The organism is Pedobacter lithocola (assembly GCF_042650845.1).
Lineage (GTDB): Bacteria > Bacteroidota > Bacteroidia > Sphingobacteriales > Sphingobacteriaceae > Pedobacter > Pedobacter lithocola.
On sequence record NZ_JBHSBW010000013.1, the window covers coordinates 154,570 to 169,280 of the forward strand.

Below are 14,711 nucleotides of genomic sequence, written 5' to 3' on the forward strand. Positions count from 1 at the left end.
TAAAAAGCCAATATGAAGCCAGTATTTTATTCCTCAAAAGAGGAAATCAAAAACAGAATCTTAAAAAATGCTCAGGATTTCTGGAACATTAAACATAGTAGTGATTTCGATCCCCTTGTGAAACTCATATTGGAAGCGTTAAGCAATGAATTATTCAACATATCTAACGAGCTAAAAAATCTTGAAAATCGAATATTTGATAAAATAAGCAGAATACTTGCGCCAGATCACCTCACGGCCTCACTACCAGCCCATGCTATAATGCATGCACGTACGCTCGAAAAATTTGATGAAATTGGCTCACAAACCCAATTTTTCTTAAAAAAAAATCGAACTAGATCTGAGGAAAATCAAAAAAGTATGGAGATTTTCTTTAGTCCTATCAGTAAGGTAGCGCTCCATAGCGGACAACTTAAATATATGGCATCCGGGAATTCGCTCTATCAAATTACGTTAAATGATAAGAAAACAATTTTTCGGACAAATCCTGGATCGTCCTTTGAACCTCACACCGCCTATATTGGTTTTGAAGGTTTTCAATCAAGCGAAGATTTAGGAGGAATCAATCTGTTTTTTGATTGGAAGAATTTTTCGGTTCCTTCAAATACGTATGAACTTATATTACTATGTAAGTTTTCTCTCAATGATCAGCCTGTATCGGTGCACCCTGACCGCTTCCTGAATGAGCATACTGTTCAAAATACTCATGCCCCCTTCCATCATAAAAAGCTAATGCATGTTATAAAGGCTGATGTGCAACAGTTTTACAGTAATCGGTTTTTAACACTCGATGACTCTCAAAATCTAATTGGAACCACCCAAGAGAAGTTTCCGAAGGTGTTTGAGCAATTGTTTAATATCGAGAGCCAAAATAGATTGGAAAAAGGCATTATTTGGATGAAGATAGTTTTTCCCGCCTCCATTTCTCCTGAAATGATACAGGAACTTTTTATTTACATCAATGCATTTCCTGTAGTAAATAAGAAATTGTATCAGATAAAACATCGGCTTAAAACCATGACTAATATTTTGCCAATCAAAACTGAGGATGAAGAGCAGATGTTAGCTGTTGAAAAACTCGGAGATAATCAAGGCAAGGTTTACACTGAAGTTCCTTACACAAATGAAAATCATAAAGAGGATGGTTCATTTTCGATAAGAATAGGTGGAACGGAGCGCTTTGATACGAGAAATGCAAAGGAAATGATTGATTATCTTTTCGAACTATTGAGAGATGAAAAAGCCGCTTTTTCAGCCTATGGACCAGATTTTCTGGATACTACATTAAAAACGCTTGAAAGAACAATAGCATTAATTGAACAAAAAAGTAAAGCATCAATGCAGTCGAGTAAAGAACTTCCAAGCTATTTGGTGGTTAAACCGATTAAAGATGCGGCAATAATGTTTTTAGATTTATGGATAACCCAGGCCGAAAATGCTAATGGTATTTCCTCAGGTACAGGTTTATCAGTTCATTCGGATAGTCGCTTTTTACCTGAGAGTTTAATATTGCTGAGTCAGACAAAGGGTGGGCGTTCCAGATTGAATTCATCAGGGCGGGTTCAGGCTTACAAATATGGATTGACAACCGCCGATAAGATAGTTACAAAGGCAGATATCATTAATTTTTGTAAATACGAACTTGGCGATAAGATATCAGCTATTTCTATAGAAAAAGGTATTGCAATGGGAAACAGACCCAACATAGGTTTTATAAAAACAACTGAAATAGTTATTACTCCAAGTACTAACCTGGCATTTAGCGCTCAGGATTGGGATGATTTAATTGAAATTACAGTTGCAAAGCTAGCGCAAAGAAGCACCATGAATCTTACCTTTAAAATGAGGATAAAGGAAACTATTTATAGATAAACGGTGTAGCCTAGGTAAACGTCCGGACTTTCTTCACTAAGTATTGATGGCTGATTTGCTGAACTGTGTACAAAGGAAATCTCAATTTCAGTATCAACGGGAATAAGATAATCCAATGCCATATCCAAAATTTTACGCTGATGCTTACCAGGCATTAGCGAGATTACTTCATGTGCACTAGCCGGACCAATTTCTACCAATAACCTGTCATTTTCAGGAATAAAATTTTGCCCTATAATACTGTCGATGCCCAATGAGCCTTGGCCGAGAATAAAAAGATGCTCTTTCTCAATTGTAACAGGTTTAACCTGATGAGTTACATCTTGGAGGAGGAAGGGAAGATTAAATAAAGCGCTTAATACATTTGAAATAAATACCAGGTCGTTCCGCTTTTGATTAATTTCAGGTAACAAATGCATCCAAATGATGCTTTGTTCCTTGTTTAACAGATTAAATTCATGCCAGCCAAGTTGAAAAATCTGATTGAGTTCATTATAGGTAGTTCGTTTATCAAGTCGATTTTCATAGATTTCAGAAATGAGTCTGATATGATTCAGTTCCAGATCAAAAGGGCTAAAAAACAACCTTGCATCTTTTTCTTCTGCTCTTCTGTCAATAATATCCTGTATCATTCCCTCCTCATCCAGAGAACTGCTACCTTTGGGAGGACTATGAAATAGCCCCTCTGGAAGCATATCATACAGGCTTTCTCTATTAACTTCGAGGCGATATCTTGAGACGGAACGGTTGTTTGAATAATAGTAATAGCCCTCGTTCAAATCTTTCGAAAACGCACGCTTATCTCCCCCAATAGGCATTAACTCAATATTTTCAATATCTACCTCACCACGTTCAACAAGATCCGCACCAATTACAACCGCTTTATAATCGGTAAATAACTCATTTGAGATTAAAGATTTTTTTTTCATTTAAACATTACTCTTGTATGTTTGTTATAAAATAAACACGTACTTTACAACTTAATTCACTCAGTTATTATAATCCAAAATAAACACTCTGCATTAATATTTTCTTTTTAAATGGACGTCCAATCATTTTTTATTAGATACCTCCTTTTTCCATTGATAGCTGTAGTATCAACAGCAATTCTGGCAATTTTAAACCGGAAGAATCAATTCCTAAGTAACAAAAAACTAATCATAAGTGTTCTAATATCTGGAATTATTCTTGCACTACCAGGTTTGTTGGGATTTCTTGATTTCCATTTTATGCCATGGGGATACATTATATGTCAGATTATCTATATCATGCTGGGCAGTTTGTACGTTTACCTGCTCACAAAACATTATCCTACCGAGTTACTTGAGCGTAAAGGCTTCATCATTTTCGCTACTTTTATTGCAAGTATTCTTGGCATTTATCTTTTTCAACTTCTTTACCATTGGTTAGGAAATGTTGAGTTTGGTTGGTGGGCAGGAGGTTCCATTTTTACATTTTTTATTCCGCTGATATTTTGGTGGGCCTATGTTTCTTTACTCAGCATTCCTCAGGAAATTTATAAAATATGGAGATATCCAACTACTCCTCTTGAAATCAATATGGACCACGTTGACTTTGATAATTTATTGGTTTTGGAGCTTGAATTATACAAAAAAAGCACTGATCCTGAGCCACTAAAAGTTAAAGTTAAAGCGCCTGAAAACATGAATTTCGGCACGTGGTTTCATAAATTTATTGATGATTATAACTTAAAATTTGCAAAAAGTCCAGTTGAGTTTAAGATTTCCGATCACGAAAACCACAGTTGGATTTTTTTTGTTAAGACATCTTTTTTCAAGCGTAATTTATTTATAGACCCTGATTTGGATATTAAACAAAACCAAATTACCGAAAAGATGACCATTTATGCCAAACGGGTTTCTGAAAATGTAAACCGTCCTAATGAAATAGGTGAAAGCGCAATTGTATTATAAAATAAAATCTTATGATAAAGCCATTAAAATACAAGCCAATCAATTGGATCAATGGGATGAAGCTTTCTAGTAGCCAATTCCTTACTAGCGACCTTTATATGCAGGATGTTGTAAGAGATGCTGTATCTATTCAAATAAACAACAGTAATTATGGTTTGTTACCTCCATTTGCAGGGTATCCATCATCTCATGATATTGAAATCATTGAGAAAGCGACCAATCAAATTGAAATACGCATCAACTACTGCAACGCGATAACGCCAGAAGGTGTCCACATAGATATTACCAAAAGAGAACTTGGAGATGCGCTGGTACACAATCATTATTTTGGTCAGGCAGAACCAAAAAATTATCACATTATACTGGAAGTAAATCCATTTAAACCATTCCCAAGTGGGATACCCGATCCTGAAGAAACTCCATTACGTTATCCTGAATTGAGTAAAAGTTATAGTATCTCTGTTATCCAGGAGAGTGAGATTTCCACCAAGCTACCAGAAAGTTATTTTATCACCATTGGGCAGGTTTATTATGACGGCCAATCGATGATGATTAACCGGGATTATATACCACCAAGTACGGCAATTACCAGCCATGCCATTTTGATTGCATTCTATGAAAAATTCAGTACGCTTCTCAACGATCTGCAACTTGCCAGTTTTAAGATAATTGATAAAACTAGCGGTAAGGACAATGTTAGCCAGTTGGGTAAGAATATCAGACTTATATCTGAAAAAATCACTAATTATATTGCCACTATATTTTATGATTATAAAAATGTGGCCTACCGAGAATCGCCGATAGTGCTTGTCGGATACTTCTCCAGTCTTGCACACCATTTTTTCACGGCCATCAAACTCATCGCTCCTCATGAAAGAGAGGAGTTACTGAAATACTTTTATGAGTGGAAAGATGTAACGCCTGGAAATTTCGAAGAATTGCTTTCGCGAACCATAGAGGAAGTTTACGATCATAAAAGGATCAATGAATCCATGAAAACAGTGAATGAATTCATGAATGTTTTGGTAGCATTATGGAATAAGTTAAGCAGTTTAGAATATATAGGTCAGCGCAAAGAAAATATTGTCGTTGCCGAGCAACAGGTTGTCCAGCAGGTGCAGGCCAGAAAAACCTGGACATTGCTCGATTAGGGATTGGTGACCGAATGATATTAGTTTAACAATCCAGCTTCGATTTTAATGGAACAATGAACAACTAGCGGTGAATAACTATTTGATTGAGAAATTGTAAGGTAAATTCTATTCATCTTTTTTTTAAAGCCATAAGTTCAACTTAAACTAACAAAAGATCGCAATCTGCATATCTTAACAAGACTGTTGTTGTAAAAAAAAGGTTTCGAATTGCACAAAAGATAATACATGGTCTTTTATTCCTTTAAGTCATTTACCTAGCAAAAAGTAGAATAACAGTTGACGAAGGGTTATTTCTGATCATGTCTTATTCTGATGGCCATAGACTCAACATCCTTTGTATGAATAAACGAATGTAAATTTTTGTTTAAGATAAGCGTTGATATTTTAGGTAAATATCATTCTATTCTCCGCTCTGTCTTATATTTGAAAAAATTCGAATACCAATGTCAATAACCACAGCCACAATAGAAGATGTAGTAAAACTAAATAAGCTAATAAATTCTGCTTACCGCGGACCCGAATCTAAAAAGGGATGGACAACCGAAGCAGATATTTTAGATGGAATCCGGATAGATGAGTCTTCCTTGATGGAAAATTTTAATAACACCGCTATCAATATTTTAAAATATACGGATGAAGATGGGCAAATATTAGGTACAGTCTGCCTTGAAGTAAAACATCCAGTTCTCTATTTAGGTATGTTTGCGGTATCTCCATTATTACAAGGAAAAGGCATTGGAAAAGCTTTATTAAAAGAGGCAGAAGTCTTCGCAAAACAATCAGGTTGTAATACGATAGCAATAAGTGTAATCAGCAGCCGTACGGAACTCATTGACTGGTATGCAGATAAAGGATATATCCACACCGGGAATTCTACTGCATTTGAAGAAATAGAAGGAAAATTTGGAGAACCAAAAATAGAAGGGGTAAGATTGGATAATATGGAAAAAAAGCTAACAAGCTGATTTGATATCTATATACTTCAATAATAAATTATAGAAATTCTTTAGAGGTATTTTTGTGGTTAACTTATTGTTTTAGTAAAAGGATTATTATTTGATAATGGCTTGTTCAACAATCTTACTATTTAAAATTGAATCATAGAACGAGTAATAAGAAACGAAAACTACTTATTTACTCCTTAAAGCCTTAATTATGACATTTCCATTTTCTATAAGTTCTAGTGCATCATATGTTCTTCCTCCACGAACTAGAGAAAACCACCTCGATGTTGGGACTTGAAAGCCGGAAAAACCTATGATTGCTAACATAATGCAATGATCAGGAGAATCACCCGTCATCTCCAATTTTCCATTAATGTTGTTAATGGTAAAATTAGCTTCGCCATTAGGATATTTTCCTGGAACGCCCTCAATTATGGCTAAGTATTAGCGCTAAACTTTACAGCCATTTTGGCTAAACCAAAGCGTATTTCGGCTAAACCCTTTGTATAATTAACCTCTAGTTTTACATCAAGAAAATATAGTTATGAAAGCGATAAGAATTGATGAATTTGGTGGGACGGAAGTTCTGAAATTAATAGAAGTAGGACGCCAGGTCCCGGCCTCAGATGAGATATTAGTAAAAGTATTTGCAAGTGGTGTAAATTTTGTTGATTGTGTAATTCGTAGTGGCACAAATGACAATTTCAAATCTCTGCTGAAGTTACCATTGACTTTGGGGTGTGACGCAGCAGGCATAGTAGAAGAAGTAGGCAGCGATGTAACAAACTTCAAAAAAGGTGACGAGGTGTATGGTTGCCCAAACTTTCCGGGTGATGGCAGTTATGCCGAATATTGTGCTGCGAAAGCAAGTCAGTTCGCCGTGAAACCGAAAAGCATCTCTTTTAACGAAGCTGCGGGTGTACCCTTAGCGGCACTTGTTGCTTGGGAAGGGCTTTTTGAACTTGGACAGCTGCAGGCAGGGCAACGTATTCTTATTCACGGTGCATCGGGTGGAATCGGTAGCTTTGCTGTTCAGTTTGCAAAAGCGAAAGGTGCGTATGTAATTGGAACGACTTCGGCAAATAACATTGAATTTTTGAAGCAAATCGGCGCTGACGAAGTACTTAATTACAAAACTCAAAACTTTGAAGAATCTCTACGGGATATTGATGTTGTGTTCAACGCTTCGCCTCTTCGTGACAATAATGAGCGGTTAAAATGCATAAGTGTATTAAAAGAAGCAGGTATATTTGTTAGCGTAAATGTTGATTTTCCGTTTGATGATGCTGTTAATGAAGCGCTTGCCCGAAAAAATGCAAGAGGCGAAATGGTTGCAAGTCAAAAACACGAGAATTTATCTAAAATTGCGAAGATGATTGACGAGGGCAAAGTGAAAGTTACCATCAGTAAAATTTATCCTTTGGAACACGTTGCACAAGCACACGAGGAAAGTATAACCGGTCACGTCCGTGGTAAATTAGTGCTAGAAATATCAAAATAACTAAAGAGGCATGAAACACATCAAAACGATCAGCGAATTTCATCAGTTTAGGGAACTCCAAAAACCTGAACATCCACTAATTAGCGTAATTGATGTTGCAAGCGTTAAGCAGTTGACTAGTGATGAACCGACAGCTTTACTTTTAGATTTTTATGTTATCGCTATGAAAAAGGTTTCGGGCGCCAAGATGAAATATGGGCAACATCAGTTTGATTTTGATGAAGGCATAATGTCTTTTATGGCCCCCAATCAGGTTTTCAGTGTTACACCGGCCAAAATTGAGGAGAAAATAGAAAATTCAGGATGGGTACTCAATATTCATCCTGACTTTTTATGGAATACCCCTTTAGCCGGAACGATAAAGAAATACGATTTTTGGGATTATTCGGTAAATGAAGCACTATTCCTTTCTGATAAAGAAGAAGCTATTGTAAACAGTATCATCTTGAACATTCAGCACGAATACCGGTCCAACATAGATAAGTTCAGCAAACAAATTATCATCTCCCAAATCGAAAGTTTGCTCAGCTATGCTGACCGATTCTACCACCGCCAGTTTATCACGCGTGAAAAACATAACCACCAGATCCTTGATCGTTTGGAAACATTGGTGAACGATTATTTTAACAGTACTGATTTAATCAATAAAGGGTTGCCATCAGTTGGATTCATTGCTGGAGCATTAAATTTATCGCCTAAATATCTGAGCAGCCTGCTTAAAACGCTCACCGGACAAAACACACAGCAGTACATTCACGAAAAACTGATTGCAAAAGCAAAAGAAAAGTTATCAGCAACTGATTTATCTGTTAGTGAGATCGCCTACCAATTGGGGTTTGAACATTTACAGTCCTTCAGCAAATTATTCAAAACAAAAACCAAACTTTCACCTTTGGAATTCAGGCAGTCCTTTAACTGATAGATGCGAAAAAAATCCACTTCAAACAGATGTCTCTCTATACCTTCGTTTAATGATAATTTAAATTGTCAAAATCAGAAAGAGCACCTAATCACATAATAAGATTTTGATAATGAGTTTTTGGTAATGAAGAATGTTCTTTGAAAAGCATTCCGATCCATTAATAATGCATTGTCATCATGCATATAAGCCGGCAAAATTGCCAAGGCTACAGCGGAAAACTTAAATCAAATTTTAGTGTAGCAAAAGTACTCTGAAAACTATTCCGTAAACATCTAAGGCAAACGATGGAATAAAAAAACCGGAATCGAAGGGTTCGATTCCGGTAAGTACTCGAAACATTTCAGCCCACGAACCATTTTTTGGAAGATTTGAAACGTTTAGCCACTTTATTTGATGATTAAAGCCGATTTTTAATAACAAAGCCGTTTTACATTGAACCGCTCACTAGTTTGAAAAGTCATGGTCAAATGCATTTCTAGATAAATATTGCATGAATTTTTGCAGCAAATCATCAGAATATGGTGACCTATAGTGGGATAATCTTATTATGCTAAATTCTATAAGTTTTCCCGATCTAGATAACGCATTTTCATTATTAATTTTATAACCAGAAAAAAGTGGCCCTTGAAAAACAGCATTCTTTAATACGTCTTTCTTAGCAATTCGAATCTTCTTATACGTCTTTATTCCTTCACTAAACTCTAAAAACTCTTTGTGCAAAAATTTATACCGTTTTTTCCAGGATTCTTGTATTATCATCGATTGATTCTCTGCCTCACTCAGATTTATTCTTGATACCCCATCATTGTTGAAAACAGCTAAGTCCAGAGGCGACAGACTAATGGACTGGAAAGTCGAAAAGCGTGCGATCTTAATTGACTCGGCCGGCAATAATACGTCCTCAATAACATCAAGCGTAGCTAACTGACCCTTTTTGTATTGGTAGTAAACATCTCGCTTTATAGTCTCCAATTCAATTAAAAAGCCAAGATTGTATTTTCTGTCTCTAATCCCATTGCTTCTAAGTGCTACATTACATGGTTGAACAAGCAGAAGGTATTCCTTGTCTTGAATCTTAAAAATATCACCGTTTGATAGCGGATAGTGAAGTTGGTTAAGTATGTTACTTTCAATATACAATTCCTTTGTACGTAGACTAACTACCTGGGTCTTGTCAACCGGAGTTTCACCACCAGTTTTAATCTTCTCCACCTGTCTGATTTTTTCAAGGCTTTGATTGATTCTCCTTCGTCGTTGAGCAGGTATAAGACTAGTTAATGCTTTATGAGAAGTGATAATATTAGATATCCGGATTAATGTATTCATTTCCCATACGCCTTCTTCTTTGGAACTTCTTTGAATGATATGGTTAAATGAGTCTGGAGTTAATAAATTAATTTCATTAATAGATTTCGCAAAGGAACTTCTTAAAACCTTAGAAGCTTCCTTTTTTAGCAATTCTACTTCATTTATTAAAAGTGTATTTCGGATGCCTTCAGCTAGTCCAGGCAGATATGAACTATTCTGAAATCTTTTTTTAGATATTGTATAAAATCTTTCTTTGTCTAAGCCGTGGCTTCTACAATATTCACCTCGTTTGTCATATTCTTCGGAAATATTAAATAAATGTGAGAATATCCCACAGTATAAAAAGTTACTGATTGCTGTATCCTGAAGTAATTCCACAGCTAAGTCTCTTCCGTCCCTATTATCAGGTAAAGGTACATTACCGAATTCAATATCAAACAGAAACAAGACTTTAGCATCGGCAGTTAGAGCGGCCGTTATATTATTTTTACTGGCAACCCATTCAGTCGGAGAAAGTAAATCTATTTTATCTTTTAAAATGTCTTTCAGTTTCAAAGGTGCTACTGAGTTTTCCAACTCTTCACTATTATTCTCAAATGTTAAAATTCTTAAAAACAATTCTCTTCTTTGTTCATCATCTTTGTCGTCCCAAGCTTTGTTAATTCCCCTTTCAAACACGGGCTTTGCTAACTCCCAATCAATAAAATCTAACTCTTGAGGTTTATTATCATAATGAGCTTTCAGCTTACCAATATAAGCTTCTTTCAATTCGTTGATTGAGCATCGATCATCCACGTAAATTATTTTTTGAACCTTCAGCTGAGTTAAGAAATTCAAAATAGCGGTTTTCGCCTGAGCTTCATTTTTGGCGGTGGGATCAACTACCATTGCAACCGGCGCTTCTTCTTTATTGCCTGTCTTCATTCAGTTATAATAATATTGGAAAGGTTGATAGCAAAAATATACTTTCTTTTATGTTCATTTTCCGTCGGTTCTAGGGTAATTGAACATCCAGATGAATCTAGCAATTGGTTTATAATAAATAGTCCCAAACCTCTACCATCGCCTTTAGGCTTAGTGGTCACGAACGGTTCAAATATTTCATTTTGAACGGCTGGAGCAATACCAAATCCGTTATCATAAATATAAATCCAAGGGGCTTCTATTTTTACAAAAATCGTAGGTTCAAATTGCGCTTCGATTTTTTTTCTTTCAAGTAACCAATATTCTGAGTTGTTAATTAGATTATCTACAACTTGGGTTAATTTCCCTTTATTAATAGTTACTATGAAGTCATCAATTACATCTACTTGAAAACCTATTCCCTGCTTCGAAAAGCGATTTTTATAGTACTCAGTTTCGTCTTTGAAAAATGTGGAGAGATTGAATGTGGCCTTTTTCTCTTTATTATACTTTAATGCAGGGTCTAAATGTTTTAATTGGATCTTTAACCCATTGACCGTTGTGTTTATGTATTCCATTAGTACATAAATATCGCTGTCATTTAGCTTTTTACTTTGTAGCTTGTTTGAATAGAAGACCGCTTTCTCCGCTAACCTATCAGCAATTGAAGCAAATTCATGGCTTACCGATTCAGCTGTTAATCCTAAACTAGCTAATTCTGAAAAATTAGCTAGTTGTTCTTCTAAAACTTGAATTTTGGGTTCAAGAATATCTATAACTTCATTTAATTTCTCACCCCTAGCAATAATTTTCTCAAGCTTAACAAGAGTACTTTGAATAGTGGCTAGTTCATTGAGTATTTCTTCAACTTTATTGACGGTTTCCTTTTCAAGATCAGTTGAAAATAAGGGATTAGTCTTAACGGCTTTTACTATTTTATTAGAATCATTAATTGCTTTGCCGACAACAGTTACAGCCTCACTGAAATTCTCTTTTACTTCTTCCGTTTTAGTTTTTGTGTCTTTAAGTTGATCGAATGCCTGCCTTACGGTTTTTATCCCACTTTTTTCAACCTTATAGGTTTTGATAAAATCGTTATAAGCTCGTCGTATTCCTTCTTGGTACCGATTTACCTCGTCTTTAATAAAAAATGATATGGTGAAAAAATTCCTGGAATATGGATTCGATACTAACCCTTCTCTGTCAGTTTTGTCTTTTAGCTTTTCATTGAAGCCTTCATCAATCGCAAAATACCCAATAACGTTTGCAGGCCTTAATGTATAATAAGAACTACCCGTTGTTTGAGAGTCGCGTAATCGAAGCCAGTCATCGCCATCTATGCCAAATGGCTTTACGGCAAAACCATTCCTGAAAAGCTTAATACCAGCTTGACTTTGTGCAAAATCTCGGTAATTTGACATTTTTCCGAAAACGTCCTTTAAGTTGTCATCGTTAGACAGCCAATTATCATAAGTAAACTCATCTATTTGGCCTTTGAATGGCCCAGGACTAGCCTTTTCACCTTCATAAACTTCAATACCGCCAATATCTTTATGAAAATCGAACTTTCTTTGAAAGCTTACGAAAAACCCATCATAAGCGAATTCTATGTCCGAATACTTATCCTTTAAAAAAGAAAAAAACTTTTTCCCGTTGTCAATTTCTAAATAGGCGTTGAAATCGTCCCTGCTATTACCAATGAACTTTGATAGTTTAGTTTTTCCTCTTAATGAAATTATAGAGCCATCAAACTCAAACTCAAAACGTGAAATCGCTAAATCTCTTAAATCCTCGTTTGATTTATCTAAATCAACGGCTATTCCATTTATTTTGATAAATACTTCAAATGGCCTGTTCTCTTTGTACGGCGATATAATCTGTGAAACTTGTCCTTTAAATTTTTCCAGGTTCTGTCCTTCCCAGACTTCAGCATGATTAAGGTTAGCAAGTATCAAAGCCGTGCCTTTCTTCCTTGTAGGTTTGAATTCCTCAGCCTGTATGCGTACTTGACTTAATGACTCTTCCGTCTCAAAATCCTTCCAATTAAATGCAATGTGAGTTCCTTGATTACCGTCTTCATTTGTAAAAATCTCACATATGTCAGCCAATCTTTGGGTACTTAACCTGCCGAGTCCTTTGTCCCCGAGCGGAGTTCTTCCCTTAGGTGTAGTTTTTTTTGCCTCCTTTAACTGACGTTTTTGAGAATAAGAGATGATTAGCCACGACTTCATAATCGTTTCCTCACTCATTCCAAATCCATCGTCTTCTATTACAATGAAGCCTTTATGTTCTGGATAGAAAAGCTTTTCTTGAAGGTATTCACTAGTAGTATTTATCTCAATTGATACAAAGGAAGCATCGGCATCGTACGAGTTTTTAATCAATTCTAACAACGCAGTAATCTCATCGGAAACAAGCTGCTCTCCAAGTTGCTTTACAATATGGGGTGTGATATCGAAATGATACTTCGTTTCGCTCATTAGTAAGGTTTCTTAAAAATCAGTATTCTCTCTTTACTCATGGTGTCAGAAAAATTATTTCTTCCTGGCATTCGCTTACTAAGTATGTCGCGTTCCAAATCGGTAAAAAGATTAACACCTTTTGACTGCATAAGCTCATTTAGAATAGTGTCATTTTTAACTACTTTCTTATTGACATTTCTATTGCCAATTGTCCAGACCATATAGGAGTCCTTTTGTAATTTCACCAGCATGTTATCTATGCTTAAGTCCAAATCATTAATAAACTTGGTTACTTTACCGGCATTTTTTCTTTGTGAACCATCAAATTGCGTGACGAATTTTTTAAGGGTTTCTGATTTACCGAAAAGAACATCATCCGTTTGAGTATCCTCTATATTTTTGTTTCCGCCTAGGCTTTCCGTGTCAATAGCTTGTGTTGAGCGTAAATAATCAAAACCAATGTTCTTATCAATATCCTCTAACGGTATCCATTGAAGTAACAAATATGAAAATTGACCATATGTCACCGTTGTTTGATTATCTCCATAGGGAGGTGAGGTCACCAATAAATTGAATAATCTATTTGTTTTGATTTCTTTTTTAGTATTAGCCCACACAACATCAACATTTTTTGAATACTTCCCATCTTTTATAAAACCGCTATCATTAAGAACCGAAGAGAAATCAGTAATGCTTTTAATGCTTCTTTTTGATGTTGATTCAAAGTTTTTAACAACAGAAGTATTTCTGTTATTAATCTCGTCAATCGGACGCATATGTAATTTGAAAGTTGACGTTCGGTCATTGCTGTTCATCCGAATAACTTCAGCTAGCGTAACCCAGAAAAATCTTCTGATTTTTAAACTGGACTCAGTTAATATCGCGCGATAAATTTTAGATATTTCAATTTGTACGTCTTTCTTAAACCATTTGTCAATATTCGCGAAATTCACTTCAACCTTGCTAGAGTTATCAGCTCGAATCAAATCTAGTATTCTTTTATTTGCTTCGTCAAGTTCCTCAAATAAGAAATGACTAGTCTTTACCTTGCTTAACAAAAGAGATAGAGGATTTATATCTTGGCCATAAACGCTTAGCCCATACTTCATACCAGTTACAAGGGTATTTGATGCACCCATAAATGGATCTAATAGTGCAATTTCGCCTTTAATAGTTTTTGATAAACTCTGTATGATCGGTTCCTGAACAGACGGCACCATCATTGCAGGATAATTTAATATGCTTCTGGCAAAATCCTCTCTGCTATAATTTTCGCCATTTAGAACCCCACTACTTATAGAGTCAAGACTTTGTAAAATACTTTTATCAGTTTTTATCACTTTTTAATAGTGGAATTAATTAAGTCCTTTACATCTACAGCCAACTTCTCAGCTATTTTTATTAAGGTTTCTAAAGAGGGTTGCATGTCGTTGCTACACCATCTAGAAACTGTAGTCGGGTTTTTTTTAAGGTTCTGCGCCAGCCATTTGTTTGTGATTCCTTTTTCTGCTAACACAACCCGTATTCTGTTGATATCGTTTTTAACCATAACAATAGCCTAATTCGCATATTTATATACAAATTAAGACAAAATATAGCACTATTACAATACCATTAAGCTATTGGTATTTGGTGGATAATTAATATCAAATTTAATCAAACCTCTCAATACCTTACATAGCCCCTTTAGCCCCGCAAGGGGCCGCGCGCA

Annotated in this window: 11 protein-coding genes; 6 read left to right on the forward strand and 5 right to left on the reverse strand. The window is 35.6% G+C overall.

Going from position 1 to position 14,711, the window contains the following annotated elements; translation table 11 throughout:
- The first annotated feature begins 12 nt into the window (after nt 1-12).
- Nucleotides 13-1,872 (forward strand): hypothetical protein, encoded by a 1,860-nt coding sequence (locus tag ACFOWA_RS14605; protein WP_378986389.1) that lies wholly within the window; start codon nt 13-15, stop codon nt 1,870-1,872.
- On the opposite strand, the gene ACFOWA_RS14610 is transcribed toward ACFOWA_RS14605, so the two are convergent.
- Entirely contained in the window at nt 1,863-2,801 is a 939-nt protein-coding gene (locus ACFOWA_RS14610) for a type VI secretion system baseplate subunit TssG (protein WP_378986391.1), read from the reverse strand. The genes ACFOWA_RS14605 and ACFOWA_RS14610 overlap by 10 nt on opposite strands.
- Before the next feature lie 111 nt (nt 2,802-2,912).
- On the opposite strand from ACFOWA_RS14610, the gene ACFOWA_RS14615 reads away from it, so the two are divergent.
- From ACFOWA_RS14615 to ACFOWA_RS14635, 5 genes are all read left to right on the forward strand, one after another.
- Nucleotides 2,913-3,806 (forward strand): TssN family type VI secretion system protein, encoded by an 894-nt coding sequence (locus ACFOWA_RS14615; protein WP_378986393.1) that lies wholly within the window; start codon nt 2,913-2,915, stop codon nt 3,804-3,806.
- A gap of 11 nt (nt 3,807-3,817) precedes the next feature.
- Nucleotides 3,818-4,957, forward strand: coding sequence for a hypothetical protein (locus ACFOWA_RS14620; RefSeq protein WP_378986395.1), 1,140 nt, complete (start codon nt 3,818-3,820; stop codon nt 4,955-4,957).
- A gap of 446 nt (nt 4,958-5,403) precedes the next feature.
- Entirely contained in the window at nt 5,404-5,925 is a 522-nt protein-coding gene (locus tag ACFOWA_RS14625) for a GNAT family N-acetyltransferase (protein WP_378986397.1), read from the forward strand.
- 523 nt (nt 5,926-6,448) lie between these two features.
- On the forward strand, nt 6,449-7,405 hold the full coding sequence (locus tag ACFOWA_RS14630; protein WP_378986399.1) for an NADP-dependent oxidoreductase: 957 nt from the start codon (nt 6,449-6,451) through the stop codon (nt 7,403-7,405).
- 10 nt (nt 7,406-7,415) lie between these two features.
- A complete protein-coding gene (locus tag ACFOWA_RS14635; RefSeq protein ID WP_378986401.1) occupies nt 7,416-8,324 on the forward strand; it encodes a helix-turn-helix domain-containing protein in 909 nt (302 codons plus the stop codon).
- Between the two features lie 447 nt (nt 8,325-8,771).
- Here ACFOWA_RS14635 and ACFOWA_RS14640 read toward each other — a convergent pair whose 3' ends face one another.
- Genes ACFOWA_RS14640 through ACFOWA_RS14655 form a run of 4 tightly spaced genes read right to left on the reverse strand, consistent with a single transcriptional unit; the run spans nt 8,772 to nt 14,549 of the window.
- Nucleotides 8,772-10,559: a hypothetical protein gene (locus ACFOWA_RS14640; protein WP_378986403.1), complete on the reverse strand. Its 1,788-nt coding sequence runs from the start codon at nt 10,557-10,559 to the stop codon at nt 8,772-8,774.
- Nucleotides 10,556-13,018: a sensor histidine kinase gene (locus ACFOWA_RS14645; RefSeq protein WP_378986405.1), complete on the reverse strand. Its 2,463-nt coding sequence runs from the start codon at nt 13,016-13,018 to the stop codon at nt 10,556-10,558. Before ACFOWA_RS14645 ends, ACFOWA_RS14640 begins: the two co-directional genes overlap by 4 nt.
- Nucleotides 13,018-14,340, reverse strand: a complete 1,323-nt coding sequence (locus ACFOWA_RS14650; RefSeq protein WP_378986407.1) for a hypothetical protein — start codon at nt 14,338-14,340, stop codon at nt 13,018-13,020. The genes ACFOWA_RS14645 and ACFOWA_RS14650 overlap by 1 nt, the downstream gene beginning before the upstream one ends.
- Nucleotides 14,337-14,549: a helix-turn-helix transcriptional regulator gene (locus ACFOWA_RS14655; protein WP_378986409.1), complete on the reverse strand. Its 213-nt coding sequence runs from the start codon at nt 14,547-14,549 to the stop codon at nt 14,337-14,339. Before ACFOWA_RS14655 ends, ACFOWA_RS14650 begins: the two co-directional genes overlap by 4 nt.
- Between the last annotated feature and the right edge of the window lie 162 nt (nt 14,550-14,711).

What these genes read in the sequence shown, in the direction of transcription:
- ACFOWA_RS14655 (WP_378986409.1), bottom strand. Translation starts at nt 14,549, where the DNA reads ATGGTTAAAAACGATATCAACAGAATACGGGTTGTGTTAGCAGAAAAA.
- ACFOWA_RS14610 (WP_378986391.1), bottom strand. Translation starts at nt 2,801, where the DNA reads ATGAAAAAAAAATCTTTAATCTCAAATGAGTTATTTACCGATTATAAA.
- ACFOWA_RS14625 (WP_378986397.1), top strand. Translation starts at nt 5,404, where the DNA reads ATGTCAATAACCACAGCCACAATAGAAGATGTAGTAAAACTAAATAAG.
- ACFOWA_RS14645 (WP_378986405.1), bottom strand. Translation starts at nt 13,018, where the DNA reads ATGAGCGAAACGAAGTATCATTTCGATATCACACCCCATATTGTAAAG.
- ACFOWA_RS14620 (WP_378986395.1), top strand. Translation starts at nt 3,818, where the DNA reads ATGATAAAGCCATTAAAATACAAGCCAATCAATTGGATCAATGGGATG.
- ACFOWA_RS14630 (WP_378986399.1), top strand. Translation starts at nt 6,449, where the DNA reads ATGAAAGCGATAAGAATTGATGAATTTGGTGGGACGGAAGTTCTGAAA.
- ACFOWA_RS14615 (WP_378986393.1), top strand. Translation starts at nt 2,913, where the DNA reads ATGGACGTCCAATCATTTTTTATTAGATACCTCCTTTTTCCATTGATA.
- ACFOWA_RS14635 (WP_378986401.1), top strand. Translation starts at nt 7,416, where the DNA reads ATGAAACACATCAAAACGATCAGCGAATTTCATCAGTTTAGGGAACTC.
- ACFOWA_RS14605 (WP_378986389.1), top strand. Translation starts at nt 13, where the DNA reads ATGAAGCCAGTATTTTATTCCTCAAAAGAGGAAATCAAAAACAGAATC.
- ACFOWA_RS14640 (WP_378986403.1), bottom strand. Translation starts at nt 10,559, where the DNA reads ATGAAGACAGGCAATAAAGAAGAAGCGCCGGTTGCAATGGTAGTTGAT.